Annotated in this window: 19 protein-coding genes and 3 tRNA genes; 13 read left to right on the plus strand and 9 right to left on the minus strand. The window is 70.6% G+C overall.

Going from position 1 to position 24,795, the window contains the following annotated elements:
- Positions 1-27 precede the first annotated feature (27 nt).
- On the plus strand, positions 28-1,251 hold the full coding sequence (locus ACGFQ9_RS26990) for a serine hydrolase domain-containing protein (RefSeq protein ID WP_393577256.1): 1,224 nt from the start codon (positions 28-30) through the stop codon (positions 1,249-1,251).
- Between the two features lie 68 nt (positions 1,252-1,319).
- On the opposite strand, the gene ACGFQ9_RS26995 is transcribed toward ACGFQ9_RS26990, so the two are convergent.
- Positions 1,320-1,778 (minus strand): Lrp/AsnC family transcriptional regulator, encoded by a 459-nt coding sequence (locus ACGFQ9_RS26995; RefSeq protein WP_393577257.1) that lies wholly within the window; start codon positions 1,776-1,778, stop codon positions 1,320-1,322.
- 81 nt (positions 1,779-1,859) lie between these two features.
- Between ACGFQ9_RS26995 and ACGFQ9_RS27000 the strand changes: the two genes are divergently transcribed.
- Positions 1,860-2,516: a LysE family transporter gene (locus ACGFQ9_RS27000; protein WP_393577259.1), complete on the plus strand. Its 657-nt coding sequence runs from the start codon at positions 1,860-1,862 to the stop codon at positions 2,514-2,516.
- 212 nt (positions 2,517-2,728) lie between these two features.
- The gene (locus ACGFQ9_RS27005; RefSeq protein WP_393577261.1) at positions 2,729-4,117 is read left to right on the plus strand and encodes a carboxyl transferase domain-containing protein; all 1,389 of its coding nucleotides are present in this window, start codon (positions 2,729-2,731) and stop codon (positions 4,115-4,117) included.
- Between the two features lie 12 nt (positions 4,118-4,129).
- Here the strand turns inward: ACGFQ9_RS27005 and ACGFQ9_RS27010 are convergent, their stop codons facing one another.
- Together ACGFQ9_RS27010 and ACGFQ9_RS27015 are read right to left on the minus strand one after the other, a co-directional pair.
- Positions 4,130-5,230: an esterase-like activity of phytase family protein gene (locus ACGFQ9_RS27010; RefSeq protein WP_393577263.1), complete on the minus strand. Its 1,101-nt coding sequence runs from the start codon at positions 5,228-5,230 to the stop codon at positions 4,130-4,132.
- Between the two features lie 542 nt (positions 5,231-5,772).
- A complete protein-coding gene (locus tag ACGFQ9_RS27015; protein WP_393577265.1) occupies positions 5,773-7,059 on the minus strand; it encodes an MFS transporter in 1,287 nt (428 codons plus the stop codon).
- A 387-nt stretch (positions 7,060-7,446) separates the two neighbouring features.
- Between ACGFQ9_RS27015 and ACGFQ9_RS27020 the strand changes: the two genes are divergently transcribed.
- Positions 7,447-8,604, plus strand: coding sequence for a glutamate--cysteine ligase (locus ACGFQ9_RS27020; RefSeq protein ID WP_393577267.1), 1,158 nt, complete (start codon positions 7,447-7,449; stop codon positions 8,602-8,604).
- 166 nt (positions 8,605-8,770) lie between these two features.
- Here ACGFQ9_RS27020 and ACGFQ9_RS27025 read toward each other — a convergent pair whose 3' ends face one another.
- Positions 8,771-10,234, minus strand: a complete 1,464-nt coding sequence (locus tag ACGFQ9_RS27025; protein WP_393577268.1) for a B12-binding domain-containing radical SAM protein — start codon at positions 10,232-10,234, stop codon at positions 8,771-8,773.
- A gap of 696 nt (positions 10,235-10,930) precedes the next feature.
- On the opposite strand from ACGFQ9_RS27025, the gene ACGFQ9_RS27030 reads away from it, so the two are divergent.
- The 5 genes from ACGFQ9_RS27030 (at position 10,931) to ACGFQ9_RS27050 (ending at position 16,513) form a co-directional block, all read left to right on the plus strand.
- Entirely contained in the window at positions 10,931-12,286 is a 1,356-nt protein-coding gene (locus ACGFQ9_RS27030; protein WP_393577269.1) for an iron-containing redox enzyme family protein, read from the plus strand.
- Positions 12,283-12,636, plus strand: coding sequence for a Rieske (2Fe-2S) protein (locus ACGFQ9_RS27035; protein ID WP_393577271.1), 354 nt, complete (start codon positions 12,283-12,285; stop codon positions 12,634-12,636). The genes ACGFQ9_RS27030 and ACGFQ9_RS27035 overlap by 4 nt, the downstream gene beginning before the upstream one ends.
- Before the next feature lie 2 nt (positions 12,637-12,638).
- The gene (locus ACGFQ9_RS27040; protein WP_393577560.1) at positions 12,639-13,736 is read left to right on the plus strand and encodes a 50S ribosomal protein L11 methyltransferase; all 1,098 of its coding nucleotides are present in this window, start codon (positions 12,639-12,641) and stop codon (positions 13,734-13,736) included.
- A 100-nt stretch (positions 13,737-13,836) separates the two neighbouring features.
- Positions 13,837-15,117 (plus strand): ATP-grasp domain-containing protein, encoded by a 1,281-nt coding sequence (locus ACGFQ9_RS27045; RefSeq protein WP_393577273.1) that lies wholly within the window; start codon positions 13,837-13,839, stop codon positions 15,115-15,117.
- Between the two features lie 61 nt (positions 15,118-15,178).
- Complete coding sequence (locus tag ACGFQ9_RS27050; RefSeq protein WP_393577275.1) at positions 15,179-16,513, plus strand: MFS transporter; 1,335 nt, start codon at positions 15,179-15,181, stop codon at positions 16,511-16,513.
- A 641-nt stretch (positions 16,514-17,154) separates the two neighbouring features.
- Here the strand turns inward: ACGFQ9_RS27050 and ACGFQ9_RS27055 are convergent.
- The 3 genes from ACGFQ9_RS27055 to ACGFQ9_RS27065 form a co-directional block, all read right to left on the minus strand.
- Positions 17,155-17,228, minus strand: a tRNA-Ile gene (locus ACGFQ9_RS27055).
- A 199-nt stretch (positions 17,229-17,427) separates the two neighbouring features.
- A tRNA-Asn gene (locus ACGFQ9_RS27060) sits at positions 17,428-17,500 on the minus strand.
- A 5-nt stretch (positions 17,501-17,505) separates the two neighbouring features.
- A tRNA-Asn gene (locus tag ACGFQ9_RS27065) sits at positions 17,506-17,578 on the minus strand.
- Positions 17,579-17,725: 147 nt separating this feature from the next.
- On the opposite strand from ACGFQ9_RS27065, the gene ACGFQ9_RS27070 reads away from it, so the two are divergent.
- The 4 genes from ACGFQ9_RS27070 to ACGFQ9_RS27085 all read left to right on the plus strand — a co-directional run bounded on the left by ACGFQ9_RS27070 (position 17,726) and on the right by ACGFQ9_RS27085 (position 23,473).
- The gene (locus tag ACGFQ9_RS27070) at positions 17,726-18,025 is read left to right on the plus strand and encodes a YtxH domain-containing protein (protein WP_393577277.1); all 300 of its coding nucleotides are present in this window, start codon (positions 17,726-17,728) and stop codon (positions 18,023-18,025) included.
- A 140-nt stretch (positions 18,026-18,165) separates the two neighbouring features.
- Positions 18,166-19,629 (plus strand): FGGY family carbohydrate kinase, encoded by a 1,464-nt coding sequence (locus ACGFQ9_RS27075; protein ID WP_393577278.1) that lies wholly within the window; start codon positions 18,166-18,168, stop codon positions 19,627-19,629.
- 137 nt (positions 19,630-19,766) lie between these two features.
- The gene (locus ACGFQ9_RS27080; protein WP_393577279.1) at positions 19,767-21,500 is read left to right on the plus strand and encodes an ABC transporter ATP-binding protein; all 1,734 of its coding nucleotides are present in this window, start codon (positions 19,767-19,769) and stop codon (positions 21,498-21,500) included.
- Entirely contained in the window at positions 21,497-23,473 is a 1,977-nt protein-coding gene (locus ACGFQ9_RS27085; RefSeq protein ID WP_393577281.1) for an ABC transporter ATP-binding protein, read from the plus strand. The genes ACGFQ9_RS27080 and ACGFQ9_RS27085 overlap by 4 nt, the downstream gene beginning before the upstream one ends.
- 89 nt (positions 23,474-23,562) lie before the next feature.
- Here ACGFQ9_RS27085 and ACGFQ9_RS27090 read toward each other — a convergent pair whose 3' ends face one another.
- Both ACGFQ9_RS27090 and ACGFQ9_RS27095 read right to left on the minus strand, forming a co-directional pair.
- Entirely contained in the window at positions 23,563-24,066 is a 504-nt protein-coding gene (locus tag ACGFQ9_RS27090) for a hypothetical protein (RefSeq protein ID WP_393577283.1), read from the minus strand.
- Positions 24,067-24,080: 14 nt separating this feature from the next.
- On the minus strand, positions 24,081-24,668 hold the full coding sequence (locus ACGFQ9_RS27095; RefSeq protein ID WP_393577285.1) for an RICIN domain-containing protein: 588 nt from the start codon (positions 24,666-24,668) through the stop codon (positions 24,081-24,083).
- Between the last annotated feature and the right edge of the window lie 127 nt (positions 24,669-24,795).

Below are 24,795 nucleotides of genomic sequence, written 5' to 3' on the forward strand. Positions count from 1 at the left end.
GCACCCGAGCCGACTGGAGGTTTCGCGGTGAACGTTCCGAAGACGTCCGCGCCGGCCGTTCCGAAGGCGTCCGCGGTGCGCGGTCCCCGGACGGTCGTGCTGCTCGGCCTGAACCTGCTCCTGGGCGTCTCCCTGGCGGCCGGCCACGGACTCGGCACGGCCGAGAGCGCGGAACGGCAGTGCCCGTCGGGGCAGACCGCCCGAAGCGGCACCTGTCTCCCGGCCGACACGGAGGAGTTCACCCGCCGGCAGGTCTCGGAGTCCCTGGCGAAGTACAAGCTCACCGCCTCCATGGCCGAGGTGTGGGTGAACGGCGAGAAGGTGACCGCCACCGCGGCCGGGCAGACCATGACCGGCATCCCCGCCACACCGGACATGCGCCTCCGGATCGGCGCGGTCGCCATCCCCTACCTCTCCACCGCACTGCTCCGGCTCGTCGACGAGGGCCGGGTCGGACTCGACGACAAGATCTCCCGGTGGCGCCCGGACCTGCCGCACGCGGACCGGATCACCCTGCGGATGCTGGCCGCCACCACCTCCGGCTACGCCGACTACGTCCGGGACGACGCGTTCATCGCCGCCCTCTACAAGAACCCCTTCCGGCAGTGGACGGCCGACGAGCTGGTGAAGATCTCGGTGTCCAAGCCGCTGGTGCGGCAGCCCGGCTCGGGATTCGCGTACTCGCACGCGAACTTCGTGATCCTCGGCGACATCATCTCCAGGGTCGAGGGGAAGCCGCTGGCCGAGGTGATGCGCGAGCGGATCCTGGAGCCGATGGGGCTGACCGCGACCGCCAACCCGGACACCGCCGTGATCGACCCGCCGGTGCTGCACGGCTTCGACAACGAACGGGGCGTGTTCGAGGACTCCACCTACTGGAACCCGTCGTGGACGCTGGCGCCGGGCGCGGTGATGACCGGGACCCTCACCGACATGGCGAAGTCCTTCACCTCGATCGGCGAGGGCACCCTGCTCACCCCCGAGTCGCACCGGACCCAGCTCGCACCGGTCTCGAAGATCGACGGGAACCTGTCGTACGCGCTGGGGCTGGCCGTGGCGAACGGCTGGATCCTGCAGAACCCCTCCTTCGCCGGCTACGCGGGCACGGTGGCGTACCTGCCGTCGAAGAAGCTCGCCATCTCGACCGCGGCGACGCAGGGACCGGGAAGCACCGTGCAGAACGCGAGCACGAACGTACTGGTGGCCATCGCGAACCACCTGTCCCCGGACCGGCAGCTCAAGGCGGGGTGACGGCAGGCCGGGCGGGCAGGGCAGCGCGGAAGGGCAGGGAAGGCGGAAGGGCAGGGAAGGCGGAAGGGCTACGGGGAGCCCCCGGCGGCGGCCGGCCCCTCGCGGCTCGCTGCGCGCAGCGCGATCCGGGTGTTCGACTGGGCGACCCCGGCCTCGGTCTTGAGCCGGCGCAGCAGCGTGTCCAGGGCGGCGGGATCGGCGGCCCGGGCCCGGACGAGGTAGTCGTGGGCGCCGGTGACGTGCACGGCCTCGGTGATGCCGGGCAGCTTGGCGATCGCGCGTTCGAACTCGTCGTTACCGGTGTCCAGCCGCAGGGTGACGTCGATGAACACGAGCAGCCCGCCGCGGCTGTCGGCGGCCGGATCGACCAGGGTCGTGAACCCGCGGATCACCCCGTCGCGGCGCAGCCGGCGCACCCGGTCGGCGGCCGCGTTGGCACTGAGCCCGACGCGGACGCCGAGGTCGCGGTACGAGATCCGCGCATCCTGCTGCAGGATGCCGAGGATCTCACTGTCCAGGCGGTCCATGCCGCGATTCTCGCAGTGGCACCCGATATCCGCGAGCCCCGCCCCTGCCGGGGCCGGGAAGCTCCCCGCATGAATCCATGGATGAGTTCCGGCGCCGCCGGGGCGGTCGCCGGGCTGGGCGTGGCCGTACCGATGGGCGCGATGAGCGTGCTGTTGCTGCAGGAAGCGCTGCGGTCCCGCAGGGCGGCGGTCGCGGGAGCCGCGGGCATCGCGGTGGTGGACTTCGGCTATGCGGTGGTGGCCGTGGTCGTGGGCCCCTGGGTGGCATCCCACGTGACCCCGGTGGAGGCCTGGGTCCGCCTGGCCGCGGCCGTGATCCTGCTGACCCTGTCCGGCCACGGCCTGTGGTCCACCCTGCGCCGCCGGCCCCCGGCGGCGGCGAGCGCGGCCCCCGCCGGGCCCCGGGCCGAAGCCGGGCCGGCGGCGGGCGCCCGCGCGAGCGCGGACACGGCCCGCACGTTCGCCCGTTACGTCGGCCTGACCGCGGTCAACCCGACCACCGCCCTCTACTTCGCGGCGCTCACCACCGCCCAGGGCGCCGAACTGCACGGCACCGGCCGGGCCACGGCCTTCGTCGTCGGCGTCCTGCTCGCGTCCATGGTCTGGCAGCAGCTGCTGGCCGCGATCGGCACCTTCGCGGGCAGCCGGATCTCCCCCACGGTCCGCACCTGGAGCTTCCGCCTCGGCCACGGCCTGGTCGCCGCCTACGCGATCAAAATCGCCCTCCCCCTCCCCTGACCCGGGCGCTGCCCCTCCCTCCCCGTACGACACGCTTGGCCCGAAGCCGGCACGGCTCCGCCGAGGTGTGGGCGGCGGCTCTGCGGAAGGTGTGGGCAGGCGTGCCGCCCACCACGGCCGAGGCAACGGCCGGCGGAGCCGGAGGGGGTGGTGTGGGGCACAGTCGAGGCGGGGCCCGGGCTCGCCGGACCCGCACGCCCTAGGGTGACTGCGTGACCACCCGACTCTCCGCCCGCGCGGCCATCGCCACCGTCACCGACCAGGACACCTTCGCCGAACTCCAGCCGTCCGCAGAGCAGTCCACACGGCAGGACGCAGAGCACGACGCCCCCGACGCCCCCATCGGCTGGGCCGGCTACGACGGTTCGAGGGCCCGTGCCGCGGCCAGAACCGGCGAGCGGGAGTCCGTGGTCGTCGGCACCGCCCGCATCGGCGGCCGCGAAGCCGTGCTCGTCTCCTTCGAGTTCGGCTTCCTCGGCGGATCCCTCGGCCGGCACACCGGCGACCGCCTGGAGACCGCGTACGCGCATGCCCGCGCGCACCGCCTCCCCCTGGTCTCCCTGATCGCCACCGGCGGCTCCCGCATGCAGGAGGGCATGCTCGCGCTCACCCAGCTCCAGCGGGTGGCCCGCCAGTCGGTGCTCACCCGGGCCGCCGGACTGCCGCAGATCGCGGTGCTGCGCGACCCCACCACCGGCGGCGGCTGGGCCACCCTCGGCGCGGGCGCCGACATCGTCCTCGCCCTCCCCGGCGCCCAGGTCGGCTTCGCCGGCTCCCGGGTGCGGCCGGCCGACGCCGACCCGGCCGCGTACACCGCCGAGGGGCAGTACGCCGCCGGCCACGTGGACGCCGTCGTGCCCGCGCCGGAGCTCCGCGAGACCCTGGCCGGCTGGCTGCGCCTGCTCGCCGGTCCGCGCCCCGAACACCCCGGCCCGGCCGATCCGCCCACCGCGCTGGCCGACGTCACCCCGCCGGAGACCGGCTGGGACGCCGTACGCCTGGCCCGGCGCCCCGGCCGCCCGCGCGCCGCGGCGTACCTGGACGCGTACTTCGACTCCGGCTTCCGGCTGCCGCTCTCCGGCGACCGGGCCGGCGGCACCGACCCCGGCATGCTGTGCGGCTTCGGCCTCCGGGCGGGCCGGAGCATCGCGTACGCCGCCCAGTGCGGCACCGCCACCCGCCCGGCCGGCTACCGCGCGGCGGCCCGGCTGATCCGGCTCGCGGACCGGCTCGGCATCCCGGTGCTCACCCTCGTCGACACCCCCGGCGCCGCCAACGACGCGGCCGCCGAGCACGCCGGGGCGGGCGCCGCCATCGCCGACACCTTCACGGCCGTGGCCGCAGCGACCGTCCCGGTCACCACCCTGCTCATCGGGGAGGGCGGCTCGGGCGGGGCACTGGCCCTCGCCGCCCCCGGCAACACCTGGGTCACCCCGGACAGCTACTTCTCCGTCATCGCGCCGGAACTGGCCGCCGCCATCCTCAAGCGGCCCGCCGACCAGGCCCCTGCCACCGCCGACCAGCTGCGGCTGCGCCCCCAGGACCTGGTGGACCTGGGGGTCGCGCGCGGCATCGTCGGCGTCGGTCCCGGGAAGGGCTGAGCCCCGCCGCGATCAGCGTGCGGACGGGTCGCCGAAGCCGCGGGCGGGCAGCGTCACGTCCATCGTGTAGAGGCGGGTGATCTGCTCCGGACGCTCGTTGTCGTCGCTGGCGAGCAGCAGCCGGAGGCGCCGGCCGCCGTCGTACCCGGTCACCGCCATCGCCTCGACGTTGTCGACCAGCGGGTGGTTCTGCGGCAGCTTCGACGGCGCGCCGAGGGTGGGGCAGGTGTTGAAGTCGCCGATCAGGGTCTTGCGGGCGGTCCGCAGACCCGGGCCCTCCGCCAGCCGCGCGACCCGACGGGTGTCGGTGGCGAGCAGCGGGTCGGCGACGTACAGCCGCACGGTGATGGCGAAGTCCCGGGTGAAGCCGCGCTCCAGGACGATCAGCCGGCCGTCGCGGGTGGGGGCCAGTTCGACCAGGCCGTGGCCGGGATCGACGGCATAGGCGTACTGGCGGCCGAGGACGAACTCCCCGTTGCCGCGCCGCTCCCAGGTCTGGATGCGCTGCAGGGTACGGCCCTGCGCGTCCGTCCCGTCCCCGGAGAGCGGGCCCTCTACGCCCGCCACCAGGGTGTTGCCACCGGGCAGCAGGGTCAGCGACTCGAAGGTCTGGTTGGCGGTGGCCCGGCCGCCCTGGGCGGGGAGCCTGAAGTCGTCGGGCACGGGCAGCGTGCCGGTCAGCCGGCCCGTACGGCTGTACCGGTTGATCGCCGGGGCGAACTCGTCGGTGATCAGGTACGACCCGTCCCGGTCGACCACGATGCCCTCGGAGTCCACGGGCCTGCCGGCGCCGTCGGCGAGCGGGAGCTGCGCGGTGGCGGTGGCCTCGGGGGTGTTCCCGCGGGCGGTCTTCAGCCTGAACAGCACCGAGCGGTCGGAGACGGCGGCGACGCTGCCGTCCTCGTCGACCGCGATTCCGGAGAGCCCGCCGACCAGGCGGCCGTCGAGGGTGGTCTTGTCGAGCGCGTCGGAGTAGCCCGCCACGGAGAGGTACGGGGAGCAGGCGCGGGAGTCCCCGCCGCCGGCGGCGTGGGACGCTCCGGCGGGCTGGACGAGCGCGCCCGAAAGGGCGGCGGTGGCCACGGCGGTGGCGGCGATCGTACGGAGGCGCATGACGGCCTTCCTCCTGGGGTCGGGGACGAGCACGGGACGGGGAACAACGAGAACTGCCGAACTGTCATATGACGATTCGAAACAATGGGGAAGTCCCCGCAACGCGATGGAAACGAACTCGCCAACTTCTCTGCGCAGCAGGCCCTCGAGCCCGGCCCGGCGGGGACGGCCCGAGCGGGACTGTCCGAGCCGGGACGGCCCGGGCGGCGCGGGCACCCCGCGCGGAGGACCTGCGCCGACGGATCTTCGGGCCCGAGCCCGAGACGGGCGGCAACCCGAACAGGGCAGCGGCCGGAGCGGACCCGGCGAGGGCGGCGGGTCCGGCGATGCGGCCGGGTTCCGCGGACACGGGCCGCCCCGACCGTGCCCGGCGGCCACCCCGCCGCCCGCTCCGCTCCCTGCGGAGGGGAAGAGCCTGAGGGAGCAGGTCCATCGCCGCATGCGGGAGCTCGACGAGGCCCGGCGCAGGGACCGCGAGGAGGCCCGCGGCGACGACCGGGGGGACCCCGGTGGCGAGCCCTGAAGCCCGGGGCCCCGGGGCGTTACGCCTCCGGGGACCGGGCGTCGTAGCGGGCGAAGCCGCGCCAGCGGAGGGCGAGGAGTCCGACCGCGAGGGCGCAGGCGAGGCCGCCGCCGGTGATCGCGAGGGTGGGGGTGGTCAGATCGGCGACCGACCCGGCCAGGAAGTCGCCGAGGCGCGGCCCGCCCACGACGACCACGATGAACACGCCCTGCAGCCGGCCGCGCATGTCGTCGGGGGTGGCGGCCTGCAGCATGGTGGTGCGGAACACCATCGAGACGGTGTCCATCCAGCCGGCCAGGGCCAGGAAGAACACCCCGAGCCACAGGTTCCGGGTCAGTCCGAACACGGCGATGGCCAGCCCCCAGCCGGCCACCGACAGCAGGATCGCCAGACCGTGCCGGCGGATCCGGCCCTGCCAGCCGGAGAACAGCCCGCCGAGCAGGGCACCCGCCGCCGTCGCACCGCCGAGCAGGCCGGCGACCTTGGCGTCGCCGCCGTACCAGACCACGGCGATGGCCGGGAACAGCGCCTTCGGCTGGGCCAGCACCATGGCGCACATATCGGAGAAGAAGGTCATCCGGATATTGGGGCGGCCAGCCAGAAAGCGCAGCCCGTCCAGCACGGAGGCCCGGCCCCGCTTGTCCTCGCCGCGGTCCGGCAGCATCGAGGGCAGGCGCCACATGGCGTAGAGGGCCCCGGAGAAGGCGACGGCGTCGATCAGGTAGGCCGCCTGGAAGCCGAAGAGGCCGACGACCACGCCGCCCAGCGCAGGGCCGACCACGAACCCGGAGGTGGTGGTCACCGACTGCAGGGCGTTGGCGGCGGGCAGCTGCTCGGGCGGCAGCAGCCTGGGGACCATGGCCGAGCGGGCGGGCGCGTTGAGCGCCCCGCAGATCGACTGGAGCGCGACGACCGTGTAGAGCAGCCACACCTGGTGGTAGCCGGACAGGGCGGCCGCGGCCAGCACCACCGAGAGTGCGGCCAGGCCGCCCGCGCTGTACAGGCCGAGCTTGCGCCGGTCGACGGAGTCGGCGACGGCACCGCCGTAGAGGCCGAAGAGGACCAGCGGGACGAGTGAGCAGAGGCCGACGAGGCCGACCGAGAAGCTGGACCGGGTGATGTCGTAGACCTGGAGCGCGACCGCGAAGCTGGTCATCGCCGAGCCCATCCAGGAGACCGTGTTGCCGACCCACAGCCGCCGGTAGTCGGGCGACACCCGCAGGGGCGTCAGATCGGCGAATATGCGCCGCCGCGCGGGGGCGGCCGGATCGTCCGGCTCGGTGGAGGAGGAGGTCGTACCAGTCACACGGGATGGTAACCGGCACCCTTTCGAGGCCGACTCGAATTTCCACCCCTCGGGACACCGGGCCGGCCCCCGGCCGGACCCGGGCAGGCCCCCGGCCGGACCCGGGCAGGCCCCCGGCCGGACCCGGGCAGGCCCCCGGCCGAATCCCGGCCGAGTCCCGGCCGAATCCCGACTCCCGGCCGGATCGCGTCCGGCTCCGGACCGCCTCCCGGCCGGATCCCACGGGGCACTCGGCCGCACCTCCCGCACACCGGACCCGGGGACCCCTCCCTTTACCCCGCCGGACCGGTAACGCGCCACCTTCTCAGGACATTTGACTGAATCGACGCGCGTTACCCGCCTCACCTCGGCCCATGATGAAAAGACGTGTATGTCCAGGGAGGCGTAGTGATCGAACCTGGCAAAGGAACAGCGAGCAACACGCTTCATCCATGGGGGCGGGCCGGCGCGGTCCCGCTCACGGTCGGAGTCGAGGAGGAGTTCCTGCTCGTCGACGCCCGTACGTTCAAGGTGGTCCCGGCCGCGCCGCTCGTCCTCGACACGGCCGGCGGGTCGACGCCCCGGCTGCACGCCGAGGGCACCCGCTACCAGGTGGAGATCTCCACCCCGGTCGCCGACTCGGCCGGCACCCTGCGCGCGCAGCTCGCCGCGCTGCGGCGCGGCCTCGCCGACGCGGCCCGGGCGCACGGCTGCCGGCTGCTGGCCAGCCCGTCCCCGGTGGTGGCCCTGGACGGGCCGCTGCACCTGACCGACGACGAGCCGCGCCAGCGCGAACAGCACCGGCGGTTCGGCGCCCTCACCGACACCCTCGTCGGCTGCGGCCGGCACATCCACATCGGCACCCTCGACGTGGATTCCGCGGTGGCCGTGGCCAACCGGGTCCGGCCGTGGCTGCCCACGCTGATCGCGCTGGCGGCCAACTCGCCGTTCTGGCAGGGCCGTGACACCGGTCACGCCAGCTGGCGGGCGATGGCCTGGTCCGCCTGGCCCTCGGCGGGCCTGCCGCCGCACTTCACCTCCACCGCCCACTACCGGCGGTCGGTGCAGGCGCTGCTCGGCTCCGGGGCGGCGCTCGACACCAAGATGGTCTACTGGGACCTCCGCCCTTCCGGGAACTGGCCGACGCTCGAGATCCGGGCGCCCGACATGTCCCCCGGCATCGAGACCGCCGTGCTCCAGGCGGAACTCGCCCGCGCGCTGGTCGCCACCGCCCTGCGCGAGATCGCCGAGCAGCACCCCGCCAAGGAGGCCCGGGACGACGTGCTGCGCCTGGCCCGCTGGCGGGCGGCGCACGACGGCCTGGAGGGCTTCGGCCTGGACCCGTACACGGGCGCCGAACTCCCGGCCGCCGACCTGGCGGAGGCCCTGCTCGACCACGTGGGCCCGGAACTCGCCGCGACAGGTGACCTCGATCACGCGGCCGCCACCCTGACCGCCCTGCTCCGCGACGGCTCGGGCGCCCACCGCCAGCGCGCCGCCTTCGCCCGCCGCCACGACCTGACGGACGTACTGCGCCACCTGGCGGACGAAACGGAAGCCCTCTGACCCTGCGGCGTCCCGCCATCACACGTTGATGACGGGACGCCTCCTCGAGGAAGGCGACCGCGGTGTCCACGTACTCCGTCGGGTGCGTGATGTGCGGGATGCGGCCGGCCCCCTCGTACGTGTGCCCGCCCGCCTGGCGCCCCGGTCGAACGCATCGACCGTGAGGTCAGCCGGCTCGCCAGAACTCTCCGTAGGCGCGGTGTTCGGGAACCTGATCCGTCTGCCCGAAGGTGAGGGCCGGCGCTCGACCCATCGCCTCGGCAAGGATCCCGACACCCTCAACGAAGATTTCGTACACCTCGTCGCTCGTCGCGTACTGCGTGTCCACCACGGGGGGGAGTTCCTCGTTGTACAGGTCGTACTGACGATGCAGCAACTTCATCCCGTAGCGTTCCGGGTGGCTGAACATGGGCGTACCCGGATAAGGGACGAACAGCGAAAGATATGACGCATGAAGCAGTCCGCGGTCGATGAGGGATGCCGCCCACTCGACGGTGTGCCTCATGGCGTCGGGCTTTTCGTTGGGCAGGCCCACTATGAGATAGGAGCAGGTGGGCAGGCCGGCATCCCGGAGCCGTGCGAGGGTTTCCTCGAGTGGATCGAGCTTCGTGTGTTGCTTGAAGGCGTGCTGGGTGTCGGGATTTGACGACTCCAGGCCGATCTCCAGCCAACGGCATCCGCTCCGCTGCAAAGCACCCGGAAGGCGTTCGTCCCGGAGGCAATTGAGGCGCGTCTGGCAGTCATAGGTGATGTTTCCCTGCTCCTCCAGTACGCTGCAGATGTCCAGGGTACGCTGCGTGTTCGCAGTGAAAGTCTCATCACCGAAGTAGACATGGTGATGTTCACCGAACTGTGCGCGATAGGCGGCGACTTCCGAGACGACCCGCTCTGGCGAGAAATATTCCGGCTTCCTGCCGATGGTCTGAATCGTGCAGAAGTCGCAGGTGAACGGGCACCCCAGCGCGTAGTTCTGTCGGATGTACCTGAGGTCGAGCCCGGTGTCTTTGGGGAATATGTCGACCTTGGGGAAAGGGATCTGCTCCACCGGCATGTACGGGTTGAGCTTCGCGACGGCCAGCTCACCGCCGGGCCGCTCGAAGACGAGATTGCGGATCTCGGAGAGGTCTTTACCGTCGCGCAGAGCGAGCAGTAACTCAGGCAGGGCGAACTCGCCACGATCACGGATGACGTAGTCGACGCTGCGATTCCTGGCCACTTCCTCGTACAGAGGCGTCACCACCACGCCGCCGAAGATGGTTTTCGCGCGCGGGTACAGCTCCTTCACTATCTCGGCGATGCGCAGTGCTTGCGGCAGATTGATGGTCATCGGAGAGAAGAGGTACACGTCAGCGGGGTGGCTCGTCAGACGCTCGGTGATCTTCACCTCGTCCATGCCGTCGATGACCGCACAGTCTCCGTAGAAGTCCAAGGCTTCCATCGAGTCGAATCCGGCCTGCTCGAGAACGCCGGCCAGCCAGGGAACCCAATGGGGTAGCTCCCAGAGGATTTTACGCATGGGCTGAACGTTGGGATGCACGGCGATATATCGCGTGTCGAAGCTCCGCCAGTACTCGCCCCGATTCTTGACCTCTCGAAGCGGAATCGGGGTGTGGATGAATGCGATGTGCAAGGCTACTCCAGGGCAGTCAGGAACCGGGTGGATTCGTTTGAATTCAGATGAGACTGAATTCGAGATGGATGCCATCAGCAGGGGGTGCCGCAACTCCTCCACCCCCGGAGGCGCACTTCCTTGGGGAGTTGTACCGGCTCGGCCGGAACCGCCTGGCGCACTCCACCGACTCGAATGATCGACCCAAGTCCGGCTCATGCGAGGCCGATATTTCGAGCAGCAGGGTTCCGAGTCTCCCTGCAGACGAAAGAAACTTGGCAGAACCCTGTCAGCCCCGGGTCTGCAGCAGAACGCATGCATGGGGCGAGAGCCCTCTTTACGGTTGCGATCTCAACATGGGGGCAATGCCGTCGTCAAGGAGTCTGAGGAAAGGAAGCGATATGTCGACACTGATTCGTTTCCCGGAACTTGCGCTTGCGTAAATAGGCATCAAGATCATGATTTGTCCTGATCTTTGACACGTCCGGGGCGGGGTGGACTGCCGCCGGGCCGGCCGGGCGGTGGCCACGGCCGGCCGCCTGCCGGTGTCGACACGCGGGTTGCCCTCAACGCCCCGGCCATACGCCAGAGATGCCCAGTCCACAGCCCTCTACAGCAGGCTTTAGATGTCATCCAGAGTTTCTATAGACGGCCCAGGTCACACTTGCGAACCGCACCCCTCGAACCGGTGCATCGCAACGGAGGACTTGGGCTGAGATGACAAACCGGACACCTTTGGACAATTCCCCGAGTGATATCGCCGGGCTGAGTCAGCAGTTCAGCAGGCTGCCGCAGTTCCGCTCGACCAACAAGCCGTTCATTTTGGACAACCCCTATCACCGGCCCATGAATCCTGATGCTCTGCAGGCTCTGGACTGGGGCCGCCCGCTCACCCAGGAAACCTTTGCGTCGAACGACAGCCTCCTTGCGAACCGCCTCCTGATGAACGTCTACGAGAGTGATGCGCTGTTCCTGCCGGAAGCCGGGCTGAGCAAGTTCGAGAGCGAATTCGTCGACTTCTACCACCAGGACAGCAAGGTGCTGGGCGAACGCATACGCCCCACCACCGAGAACTTCGCCTTCGGGTTCCTCGACGACTCCGTCGGGGTCTCCGGGAAATGGGACGAGGACAGCCTCCGCGCCCATCTGCGGCACGCGGTCGACCAGGCCAACAACCACGGCGGGCGGCCGGTGTTCGACGCGATCCTGTCGTCCCGCGACCCCAAGGTCGCCGCGAGTACCCAGATCGTGCAGATGGCGCTCGACGGCCTGACCGAGGCGACCGCCATGGCGCAGAACCTCGGCGGCGCGTTCGGCCCCGAGCAGAGCGAACTGTTCAAGATATTCGTGGACGAGTTCGGCTACGGGGTGTTCCCCGCGAAGCACAGCACCCTTTTCATGGACATGTGCCGCAGCGTGGGGATGTCCACGACGCCGCACCATTACTGGTTCTTCTACCTGCCGAGTTCCATCGCGATCAACAACTACTTCTACTGGGCCACCAGGAACCGGAGTGGATTCTTCCGCTACATCGGGGCCATGGCCTTCCTCGAGGCCAGTTTCGCCTCCTTCTTCGTGGAGCTCGAGAAGCTCTTCAGCGAGGCGTACGGCGGCGTCGTCGATACGCGGTACTGCGACGAGCACGCGCATATCGACCAGCACCACGGCCGGATGGCGATCGAGGACCTGCTGATCCCCCTGGCGCGCAAGCACGGTCCCGTCGCAGCGAAGGGGCTGTTGCAGGGCGTCGAAGAGATCCAGTTGCTCGCCCGCCTCGCCGATGAGGATCTACTGGCCCAGCTCACCTGGGACCCGGCACTCACCGATCAGGCGGCGGCAACCGAACGGACCGCTCCTGTCACGGAAATCGACAGCGACACCGCCTTCGACACCGAGGTTGCATCGGCCGACACCCGGCTGCAGGTGCTCGGCGGGGAAGCGCTGCTCTACAACTCGGCCACCGGAGACCCCTTGCGCGTACCCCAGGGCAAGGCCGTGATCGTACCGGCCGGCCGGCTCTACGGAATCCGTGCCGACCGTCGCACGCAGATCACGAAGGAGCCAGTCGCATGAAACGGGGCAAGGCCGAACCCCTTCCACGCACACGGGCGGAGTTCCACCGGGCCGAGCACAACGCGGTCGTCGTCGACGGCGAGGTCTACTTCGCCGTGGAGCGCGACGACGCGATCCACGTCCTGAGCAGCCGGTGCCCGCACCGCGGTGGCCCACTGCACCTCGGTGACGTGGAGGGGGGGAAACTGCGCTGCCCCTGGCACGGCGGCATGTTCCCGATGGCGCGGTTGTGCGACCGGTCGCATCCGGCCGTACGGGTCGGAGACACCGTCACGGTGTATCTGCCGACGGGTAAGAGCGAACCGGTCCCGGTCAAGACGATCGTCCGAGCAGGAGTGACAGCCGCGTGAACATGATGACTGCAGTCGAGGACGTCGCGGAGTCGCTGCCGGTGCATGATCCGGTAGCCGGCGCGAACCACCACGACCCGCTGGAACCCTCACACCCCTGCTACAAGCTGGTCAGGCTCGGCGAAGAAGCCATGGGGCAGCGGCAGTACGAGCGCGCTTACGAACTGTTCAGCGCCGCCGCGCGCGCCGACGTCGGTAGCGGCCGCTTCACCAGGAAGATCAACCGGGCGATGCGGGCCGTGGTGCCCCGGTGGCACTTCAAGATGATGCACGACACCGAGCGGAGCCAGGCTTACGCCCAGGCGATCGGTCAGGTCGTGGGGCCCGGCCAGCTGGTACTCGACATCGGGAGCGGGGCGGGGCTGCTCTCCATGCTCGCGGCGCGGGCCGGGGCCGACCAGGTCGTCGCCTGTGAGGCGGTGGGCATGGTCGCCTCGGGGGCTCGGGAAGTCGTGAAGGCGAACGGATACAGCGACCGGATCACGGTCGTCTCCAGCCCGTCCACCGGCCTGCGCGTGGGATCCGAGCTGCCGCGCAAGGCGGATGTCCTGGTCACCGAGATCTTCGATTGTGCGCTGCTCGGCGAGTTCGCGCTGCCGGCTCTGCGCCATGCGCGCCAGGAGCTGCTCAGCCAGGACGCGGTGGTCCTGCCCCGTTCGGGCAGGCTCTTCGCCCAGCTGGTGGAGAGCCCTGAACTGCGCTCGATGAACCACATCGGTGAGATCGAGGGCTTCGACTTCAGCCCCTTCACGTCGCTGGCCTCGCTCGAGTACTTCTCGACGAACCTGGGCAACTACCGGCACCGTGTGCTCACCCCGCCGGTGGAGCTGTTCCGGTTCGACTTCGGGGCCGACATCCAGCCCGAGCAGCAGATCGTCGAGGTAGTGCCGCAGGAGAGCGGCAAGGTTCATGCCGTGGTGATGTGGTTCGAGCTCGAGCTCGTGCCCGGCATCACGCTGTCGAACAACCCGGCGACCTCCGGCCTGCACTGGAAGCAGGCCGTTCAGACCTTCCGGGAGCCATGGGCGTGCCGGTCGGGAGAGCCGCTTCGTCTGCGGGCAACGCACGACATGGAGTCCGTACTGGTCGACGCCTGCTGAGCTCTGCCGGAGTCGACTCCCCCCACATGCCTGCGAGTCAAGGTGAGATCACCGCGGCACGCGTCGCTCCCGAAGCGCCCTCAACGAAGGAGAACGAACCTTGGAGAACGTCGACCAGCCGACCGGCGATCCCTCACCGTCGGGGGCCCTGCTCGTCATCGGCATGGGCAGCCTGGGAGATCGCGACAGCAGCCCCTACCGGGAGACCCTGCTCGCGGGGATGGCCCGCAGGTACCCGCTGTGGCTGATCGACACGGAGGAACCCACGTGGCAGCTGCCATACGCGATGGGCTCGACGCTGCTGACGGGCCGGGGCACCGAGCACATGCACCGGGCGGTACGTGAGGCCACGGCGCAGTGCAACGTGATCGGCGCCTTCTGCCCTGACGAGGGGCTGCTGTTGCCGGCCGCCATCGCCATCGAGGCCATGGGGCTGCCGGGCGCGGGCGGAGAGGCCGTGGCGGCGTGCCGCGACAAGAAATTGTCCCGCGAGCGGCTCACCGCGGCGGGGCTGCCCCAGCCCCGCCATTCCACGGCGTCTTCGGCCGAGGAACTGGCTGAGGTGGCAGCGGACTTGGGCTATCCCGTGGTGCTCAAGCCGCGTGCACTCGGCGGCAGCGCCGGAGTCATCAAGGTGTCGAAGCCGGACGAGGTGGCGAACGCCTACGCGGTGGCCACCGCGGCGAGCTACCCCGGGATCGAGCATTCGGCGAACATCGTGGTGGAGCAGTACCTGGACGGTCCCGAGATCAGCATCGACGGCTCTGTGTTCGAGGGCAACTACCAGGCCTACACGATCGCCCACAAGGAGCTGGGCGAGCCGCCCTACTTCGTGGAGACCGGCCATGTGGTGACCGGTGACGACCCGCTGCTCGAGGACCCGGAACTGCACAACATCCTGGAGCGCGCCCACAAGGCCCTGGGGTTCGACCACGGACTGACGCACAGCGAGGTCAGGTTCACCCGGATCGGACCGGTCGTCATTGAGATCAACGGCCGTCCCGGCGGCGACAACATTCCTCGGCTCGCTCTGCTCAGTACGGGCACGGACCTGGGCTGGATCGCAGCGGGCATGGCCGCAGGGCTGGCTCCGGAGACCCCCGTCCGGCGTCCCGGCACGGTCGGCCTCCGCTTCCTGCGGCCGGAGCGGGATTCCCGGCTCGTCGAGTTCCCCGTCCCGGACCCGGCCGATCATCCCGGACTGGTCGAAGCCAAGGTCGTGGTGAAGCCGGGTGACTCGCTGCGCACGCCGCCCGCGCAATACACGGCCCGCTACGGGTTCCTCATCGCGGAAGCCGCCGACCCCAAGTCCTGCCGTGCTCTTCTCGACCGGCTGGAGGCCGAGGTGGCCGACACCATCCAGTCCGAGCCGTTGAGCTGACCTCACGGTCCTCGTCCTGACCGTGAGCTGCCCCGGCCAGGGGTAGGAAAGAGGAATCGCAGTGACTGAGAAGACCGGTGCGACTGAGGAGACCGGACTCGACCGGCGGGAATCGCCAGGCGTCTGGATGGCCTTCCGCGAGTCCTCGCTGGCGGTCAAGGCGGTGCTGGCCGGGGTGTTCATCAACCGGGTCGGCGGCTTTCTCCAGATCTTCCTCGTGCTGTATCTGACGGCGGAGGGGTACTCGTCCAAGGACGCCGCACTGGCCCTCGGCGTGTACGGCGCGGGGTCGGTGGTCGGCGTGCTGATCGGCGGACTGCTCGCCGACCGCCTCGGTGCGCGGAACGCGACGGTGCTGAGCATGACCAGCACTGCGGTCATGGTGGCCTCAGTGCTCTACCTTCCCACGTACCAGACGGTGTTGGCCGCCGTCGCGCTGTGCGGGCTGGCGAGCCAGATCTACCGGCCGGCCTCGGCCGCTCTGATGGCGAACCTGACGCCCGACGACCGGCAGATCATGGTCTTCGCCATGTACCGCTTCGCTCTCAACGTGGGCGCCATTGCCGCACCCTTGGTCGGCTTCGGGCTGTACCACGCCAACGGGGGCAGCTACACCCTGCTCTTCTGGGGCGAGGCCGTGATCGCGGTCGGCTACGCCGCTTTCGCCCGACTGGCGCTGCCGGCCGGGGAGACACGGGCGTCCGACACGAAGTCCGGGGAGACACGGTCCGGCGAGTCCGCATCCCAGCAGAGCACCCTGTGGCGGGACTACAGGTTCGTGGTGTACCTGTTCGCCGCGCTGTTCGGGTCGATCGTGTACGCCCAGACGCAGTCCACTCTGCCGCTCGAGGTCAGTGCCGAGGGCATCAACATCTTCTGGTACACGCTCGCCGTGTCGGTCAACGGCCTCATCGTGATCGTCTGCGAACTGCCGCTGACGAAGTTCTCCCAGCACTGGCGCTACCGGATCACGGTGGGGCTGTCCTACGGCCTGATCGCGATGGGCATCGCGCTGTACGGTCTGCCGCTGGGGCCGGCAGTGATCATCTGTGGCACTGTCGTCTGGACCATGGGAGAGATCATCGGCGGCCCCGCGGTGTTCTCGTACCCCGCGGTGGCGAGCCCGCCGCGCCTGCGCGGCCAGTACATCGGCAGCTTCCAGTTCATGTGGGCGCTGGGCGCGGCGGTCGGACCGGTGATCGGCGGAATCCTGCTCGGGAGGATCGGCCATTCCGTGTGGCCGGTCATGGCCTGCTTCGCCGTGCTGTCGACCGTCCTGGGCGTGTGGTCGGTGGACGACTCGAAGAAGTCCGCGCCGGAGGACAAGGCCGTGCATGAGGAGAGTGAGCCGCCGCGGCACTGCGAGGAGCAGCCACTGGGCAACCCGCCGACGTGAACTCCATTGGCGTGGGAAGGAAGTGCACACGGTAGGCGTCGGCCCTGCCGCCCGATGCCGGCCACAGCTCCCACATCCGCGTGCACCTCAAAACCCGCATCGGGCACGTCCGCCTCGACCGGCTCAACGTCGGGAACCTGCAGGAGATGTCCGAGGCCATCGCGGACGAGAACGAGTGATCGCCGCCGAGAGCCGGGCCCGGCGGGAGCAGATGGCCGCTGCGAGTGGGGCAGGGGCAGCAGGCTGCTTGGTGGCCGGGCGAACGCGGCTGGACGCGGAGAAGGCGAAGCCGGCCGCAATGATGCTTGGCCGGACGTGGCAGGACACCGGGAAGGTCTTCACGCAGGAAGACCTTCCCGGTGTCCTGGCTGCATCCCGAGACCGTCTCAAACGTCTTCCGGCGGATCTGCGCGGCTACGGATCTGCCGCCGGCCAGTCTGCGTGATCTACGTCATGTAGCCGCGACGCTGACGTACGCAGGCGGCGGGGACATCCACACGATCAAGGAGACCCTGCGGCGGGCCGCTTCCGGAACCACCGCTCACGCACCAGGCCCGAAACGACGAGGTGCCCCAACCCGGGAAGCCCAGGCGGGGCACCAAGTCCGCTGGTCAAAACGATTCTGCTGACCAGCTCTGCGGTGGGGCGGGTGGGACTCGAACCCACGGCCGACGGATTATGAGTCCGCTGCTCTAACCGGCTGAGCTACCGCCCCTCCACGGCGTGGCGCGTACATGTGTGCGCGCCGTCTGCCGCAGCATAGCCGCTCATACGATCTCCTGCTTCGCGTGCCTCGCATGATCGGCTGCGCCTGCCCAGTGAGACCGCCGTCAGGGCTGCCTGGTTCCAGGACCGGGCGGAAAAAACGATCGGAAAAAGGAAGAGGACCCACTCGGGGGTCCTCTTCCTGATCGCTCCCCCGGCTGGACTCGAACCAGCAACCCTCCGGTTAACAGCCGAATGCTCTGCCAATTGAGCTACAGGGGATCGCGCTCCCCCGACTGGACTCGAACCAGTAACCTGCCGGTTAACAGCCGGCTGCTCTGCCAATTGAGCTACAGGGGATTGCTGCGTTGCACCGAACAGACCCACCTCCGGCCTTGCCGGGGGGCGGTTGCCCGCTGCGAGACATAGATTAGCGCAAGCAGGGGGGTGCTCCGCCAATCGGTATCGAGAGCAGGCCGGGCACCGAATCGACGAAGGGTGGCAGGCATGCGCTACAAGGTCACGTTCGCCGTCGGACTCGCCCTCGGGTACGTCCTCGGGACACGTGCGGGGCGGGAGCGTTACGAGCAGCTGAAGAAGTCCGCACGGGAGCTGGCGCAGAACCCGGTGGTGCGGAACGCCGCCGAGCAGGCCGGGCAGACCTCGCGGCAGTACGCGGGCAAGGCGGTCGCGGCGGTGGGTGACCACTTCGGGGACTCCCTGCCCGACCCGGTGGCACGGCGGGTCCGGTCGCTGCGCGGCCGGCAGCAGGGGGTCGACGACGACTGGGGCACCAGCAACACCTGAGCCGGGCCCGGCCCCGGGCCCCGGCGCGCACCGCGCGGTCGGCACCACGGCCGCGCGGTGCGTGCCGGCCGGGGGGCGGCCGGGAATCCGAGGCGGCCGGGGCACCCGGCAGGTGCGGCGGGTGCGGCAGAATTCTCCGCATGGGGATAGTCGCCGGGCTGGACAGCTCTTCCGCCTTCACTCGCATCGTCGTCTGCGACTCGGAAACGGGCGCGGTGCTGCGCCAGGGGTACGCACCCCATCCGCCGCCGGCCGCCGACGCCGAGGCCGACCCGTACGAGACCGATCCCCAGAGCTGGCTGCTCTCGCTCGGCGAGGCCGCCGGCGGCGGGATCCTCGAAGGCGTCCAGGCCATAGGCGTCTCCGCGCAGCAGCGCGCGCTGCTGCCGCTGGACGCGCAGGGGGCGCTGGTCCGCCCGGCCCTGGTCGGCAACGACAAGCGGGCGCAGGTCGCCGCCGCCGACCTGGTGGAGCGGCTGGGCGGCCGGGCCGCCTGGGTGGAGGCCGTCGGGTCCGTCCCGCAGCACTCCCAGCCCCTCGCGAAGCTGGCCTGGCTGGCCCGGAACGAGCCGGACGCGGCCCGCCGGATCGCCATGCTCATGCAGCCGCACGACTGGCTGGTCTGGCAGCTGCTGGGCCGCCCGGCCCGGCGCACCACCGACCGGGGCGGGGCCTCCGGCACCGGCTGGTGGTCGGCGGCCACCGGCTCCTACCGTCCCGACCTGGTCGAGCTCGCGCTCGGCCACCGGGCGGTGCTGCCGGAGGTGCTCGGCCCGGCCGACGCCGCCGGCACCACCCCCGAGGGGCTGCTGATCTCCGCGGGGACCGGCGAGACCATGGCCGCCGCGCTGGGCCTGGGCGTGGGGCCGGGCGACGCCGTGGTCTCCCTGGGGGCCTCCGGTTCGGTGATGGCGGTGCACCACGAGGCACTGGCCGAGCCGGGCGGACTGATCACCTCGCTCGCCGACGCCTCGGGCATGCACCTGCCGGTGGTGAACACCTCCAACGCGGTACGGGCCCTGCGCGGCACCGCCGACATGCTGGGCACCGACCTGGAGGGGCTGAGCGAGCTCGCGCTGAAGTCCACGCCGGGCGCCCACGGTCTGGTGCTGCTCCCCTACCTGGAGGGCGAGCGGACCCCGTATCTGCCGCACACCGCCGGAACCCTGACGGGGCTGCGCCGGGACTCGATGAAGCCGGAGCACCTGGCGCGGGCGGCCTTCGAGGGCATGCTGTGCGGGCTGGCGGACGCCCTGGACGTGCTGCGGAGCCGTGGGGTCGGGATCCGGCGGGTGTTCCTGCTGGGCGCGGCGGCCGAGCTGCCCGCCGTGCAGGCCGCGGCACCGGGTCTCTTCGGCACGCAGGTGGTGGTCCCGCAGCCGGCGGACTACGCGGCGCTGGGCGCGGCCCGGCAGGCCGCGTGGGCGCTGGGCGCGGCGCAGGGCACGCTGGCCCCGCACACGCCGCCGGTGTGGCCCGCGGCGGCGGCTCAGGTCTTTGATCCGGACGAGGAGCTGCCGGCCTGGCAGGCGGTCCGGCAGCAGTACGTGGCCACCCGGGAGTCGATCCACCCGGGCGCGTTCACGGTGCAGCCCCTGGCATGACGTAGGTCCGACGGCCGGGGACCGGTCCCGGAGCCGGTCCTCCTTTTGGACCGGCTTTGCGAAAAAGAGTGGGGATCGGGACCGGGGGTGCCCGAAGATGGGGTGACCCCCGATCTTGCCGACCCGGAGCCTGGCGCGTGCTCATACGACTTCTGCGGACCCATCTCGGTCCGTACCGGAAACCCATCGGCCTGCTGGTGCTGCTGCAACTGCTCCAGACCAGCGCGAGCCTGTACCTCCCCACTCTGAACGCCGACATCATCGACACCGGTGTCGTGAACGGCGACACCGGCTACATCCTGGGCTTCGGTGCCCTGATGCTCGGGGTGTCGCTGATCCAGCTGATCTGCAACACCGGCGCCGTCTACTACGGCGCCCGGACCGCGGCGTCCGTCGGCCGGGACGTCCGGGCGGCCGTCTTCGACCGGGTGCAGAGCTTCTCGGCCCGCGAGCTCGGCCAGTTCGGCGCACCTTCCCTGATCACCCGCACCACCAATGACGTCCAGCAGGTCCAGATGCTGGTGCTGATGGCGTTCACGCTGATGGTGTCGGCACCGATCATGTGCGTCGGCGGCATCGCGATGGCGCTGTCCCTGGACGTCCCCCTGTCGACCGTGCTGGTCGCGGTGGTGCCGGTGCTGGGCGTCTCGGTCGGCGCGATCGTGATGAAGACCCGCCCGCTGTTCCGGCAGATGCAGGACCGGCTGGACACGGTGAACCGGGTGCTGCGCGAGCAGATCACCGGCAACCGGGTGATCCGCGCCTTCGTGCGCGACGACTACGAGAAGGAACGGTTCAAGGAGGCCAACACCGGGCTGACCGAGGTTTCCCTGGCGTCCGGCCGGTGGCTGGCGCTGATGTTCCCCACGGTCATCGTGGTGATCAACTTCTCCAGCGTGGCCGTGGTGTGGTTCGGCGCGATGCGCATCGACAGCGGGGCGATGGAGATCGGCCAGCTGACCGCCTTCCTGGCCTATCTGATGCAGATCGTCATGGCCGTGATGATGGCCACCTTCATGTTCATGATGGTGCCGCGGGCCGAGGTGTGCGCGGAGCGCATCCAGGAGGTCCTCGACACCCGCTCCAGCGTGGTCCCGCCGGCCGACCCGGTGCGCGCGCTGGACCGCCGCGGGCTGCTGGAGCTGCGCGGCACCGACTTCCGCTACCCGGGCGCCGAGGCGCCGGTGCTGCGCGGGGTGGACCTGGTGGCCCGCCCCGGCGAGACCACCGCGGTGATCGGCTCCACCGGCAGCGGCAAGTCGACCCTGCTGGGGCTGGTCCCCCGGCTGTTCGACGCGACCGGCGGCGAGGTGCTGGTCGACGGCGAGGACGTACGGCGCATCGATCCGGAGCTGCTGGCGCGGACGGTGGGCATGGTCCCGCAGAAGCCGTACCTGTTCTCCGGGACGGTCGCCTCGAACCTGCGCTACGGCCGGCCCGACGCCACCGACGAGCAGCTGTGGCGGGCGCTGGAGGTGGCCCAGGCCCGCGACTTCGTGGAGGCGCTGGAGGGCGGCCTGGACGCGCCGATCACCCAGGGCGGGACGAACGTCTCCGGCGGGCAGCGGCAGCGGCTGGCGATCGCCCGCACGCTGGTGCAGCAGCCGGAGATCTACCTGTTCGACGACTCCTTCTCGGCGCTCGACTACGCGACGGACGCGGCGCTGCGCGCGGCCCTGGCCCGTGAGACGGAGGAGGCGACCGTGGTGATCGTGGCCCAGCGGGTGTCGACCATCCGGGACGCCGACCGGATCGTGGTCCTGGACGAGGGCCAGGTCGTGGGCGTGGGACGGCACCACGAGCTGATGGCAGGCAACGAGACCTACCGGGAGATCGTGCTCTCCCAGCTGACGGAGGCGGAAGCCGCATGAGCGGGCCCGGCGGACGGATGATGATGGGGTCGGGCCAGGGAGCCCTCGACTTCAAGAACTCGGGCAAGCGGCTGCTGCGGCAGATCGCGGTGGACCGGGCGAAGCTGTGGGGCATGGTCGCGGCCACGGTCGGCAGCGTCGCGCTGACGGTGATCGGACCGAAGATCCTCGGCCATGCCACGGACCTGGTGTTCGCGGGGATCGTGGGCCGGGAGATGCCGGCCGGGATCACCAAGGAGCAGGCGCTGGAGGGGATGCGCGCCCGCGGCGAGGACGGCGCGGCGGACATGCTCTCCGGCACCGACTTCACGCCGGGCGAGGGCATCGACTTTGGTGCGGTCGGCGCGGTGGCGGTCTGGGCGCTGGTGGTGTTCGCGCTGGCCGGCCTGCTGATGCTGGTGGCGACCCGGCTGTCGAACCACGTGATGAACGGCACCGTGTACCGGATGCGCGAGGAGCTGCAGGCGAAGCTGTCGCGGCTGCCGCTGTCGTACTTCGACCAGCAGAAGCGCGGCGAGGTGCTGAGCCGGGCGACGAACGACATCGACAACATCGGGCAGACGCTCCAGCAGACGATGGGGCAGCTGCTGAACTCGCTGCTCACCATCGTCGGCGTGCTGGCGATGATGTTCTGGATATCCCCGCTGCTGGCGCTGGTCGCGCTGGTGACCGTACCGGTGTCCGTGGTCATCGCGGCGAAGATCGGCAAGCGGTCGCAGCCGGAGTTCGTCGCGCAGTGGAAGGCCACGGGCGCGCTGAACGCGCACATCGAGGAGATGTACTCGGGCCACACCCTGGTCAAGGTCTTCGGACGGCAGCAGGAGTCCGCGGACACCTTCGCCGAGCAGAACGACGCGCTGTACAGGGCGAGTTTCAAGGCGCAGTTCGTCAGCGGCATCATGCAGCCGGTGATGTTCTTCGTGTCGAACATCAACTACGTGCTGGTGGCGGTCGTCGGCGGTCTGCGGGTGGCCTCGGGCACCCTGTCGATCGGTGACGTGCAGGCGTTCATCCAGTACTCGCGGCAGTTCTCGATGCCGCTGTCGCAGGTGGCGTCGATGGCGAACCTGGTGCAGTCCGGGGTGGCGTCGGCGGAGCGGGTGTACGAGCTGCTGGACGCGGCGGAGCAGGAGCCGGAGCCGGAGGTTCCGGAGCGCCCGGAGCGGGTGCGCGGCCGGGTGACCCTGGAGAAGGTGGCGTTCCGCTACGAGCCGGACAAGCCGCTGATCGAGGACCTGTCGCTGGCGGTGGAGCCCGGCCAGACCGTGGCCATCGTCGGCCCGACCGGTGCCGGCAAGACCACCCTGGTGAACCTCCTGATGCGGTTCTACGAGGTGACGGGCGGCCGGATCTCGCTGGACGGGGTGGACATCGCGCGGATGACGCGCGAGGAACTGCGCGCCGGCATCGGCATGGTGCTGCAGGACACCTGGCTGTTCGGCGGGACGATCGCGGAGAACATCGCGTACGGGGCCGGAGTCGAAGGGGGTGCGCGCAGCGCACTCGGTCAGGGTGGTGGCGGGCGACGGGCGGGCGAGGTGAGCCGGGCGGAGATCGAGGCGGCGGCCAGGGCCGCGCACGCGGACCGGTTCATCCGCACCCTGCCGGACGGCTACGACACCGTGCTGGACGACGAGGGCGCGGGCGTCAGCGCGGGCGAGAAGCAGCTGATCACGATCGCGCGGGCGTTCCTGTCCGAGCCGGTGATCCTGGTGCTGGACGAGGCGACGAGCTCGGTGGACACCCGTACCGAGGTGCTGATCCAGAAGGCGATGGCCCGCCTGTCGGACGGCCGGACGTCCTTCGTGATCGCGCACCGCCTGTCCACGATCCGCGACGCGGACGTGATCCTGGTGATGGAGAACGGCTCGATCGTGGAACAGGGCACGCACGAGGAGCTGTTGTCCTCCGGCGGCGCCTACGCCCGGCTGTACGCGGCCCAGTTCGCGCAGGCGGTGGCCGAGGTCGACTGAGCCCGTGGGCACGGGCCCGGGCGGGGCGGGGGCGGGAGAACGGCGGCACGGCCGGCTTCCGCCCCCGCTGTGTGCGGGGCCCTTCCCGCTCAGCCCCAGAGCCCCGGGGTGATCCGCACCGTGGTGGTGGCGTGCCGGTCGGATTGCAGGCCTCGGGCGACGTAGGTGTACGTGCCCGAGCGGGTGTTGGAGGTCAGGTTGGTGCTGATCTCGCCGTCCTCGTCGGCGGTGAAGACGTGCTCTCCGGCGCCTTCGAAGCCCCGGGTGAAGCGGACCTTCTCGCCGGGCTTGAAGTGGTACCCGTGGAAGGTGCACTGGTAGCCCGAGGCGTGGGTGCCGCACCCGACGAGGGTGGCCGGCCCCTTCGGGACCCATGGCTTCGGCGGCTTGACCGGCTTGGGCGTGACGGTGCCCTTGGGGCTCGGGTTCTTGGGGCTCGGGCTCTTCTGCCCGCCGGTCCCCGGACCGGGGTTTCCCGTGGCGGGGTCGTCCTCGACGGTGATCCGGCAGCCGGCCACGGAGAGGACGGCGACCGTGACGGCTGCCGTGACGGCTGCCGTGACGACGGCGTTCAGCTGTGCTCGCGCTCGCATCGTGACTCTCCCCTTCACCGCGGGCCGTCGAAGCGCCACAGCTGGTTGGGGCCGTTCCAGCACGTGCCCTGGAGGACGTTCGCCCCGTGCGCGATGCTGAGGTTCGCGACGTCGAGGCACTTGTTGCTGTGCCGGGCCCGGATCTGGACCGGCTGTCCCACCTGGGGTTTGCCGCCCGGCACCACCTGCGGGTATCCGTTCGTCTCGACCACGAAGCGCCACTGCTGGTTGGTGCCGCCCCAGCAGTCGGCCTGGACCACGTCCGCGCCGTGGGAGTAGCTCGCGTCGGCGACGTCGAGGCACTTGTTGCTGTGCCGGGCCCGGATCAGGAACCAGTCGCCGGACAGCCGCTCGATCCGCCACTGCTGGTTCCAGCCGTTCCAGCAGCTGCCCTGGAGGACGTCGGCGCCATGGGCGGTGCTCATGTTCGCGACATCGAGGCACATGGCGCCCCGGGCGTGGTCGGGCTTGATCATGTAGTGGGCGCCGTCGAGTACCTCGGCTGCCCGGGCCGGGCCCGTCAACCCCCAGAGGGCGCCGGCCAGTGCGGTGCCGAAGACTGCCGCGGCACGAGCCGTCCGCCGCACGGTGTTCCTCGCCATGTCGGTCTCCTTCGGGTTCCGTTCCGTGGGGTGCATGGCGACCACGGTGGCCCCCGCAGACCGCCCGCGGCATCCGTACTGCCACTGAACCGCGGTACGGATCCGCAGCGGGCCGACGGGGTGCGCG

Source organism: Streptomyces sp. NPDC048603, assembly GCF_043199475.1.
Classification (GTDB): domain Bacteria; phylum Actinomycetota; class Actinomycetes; order Streptomycetales; family Streptomycetaceae; genus Streptomyces.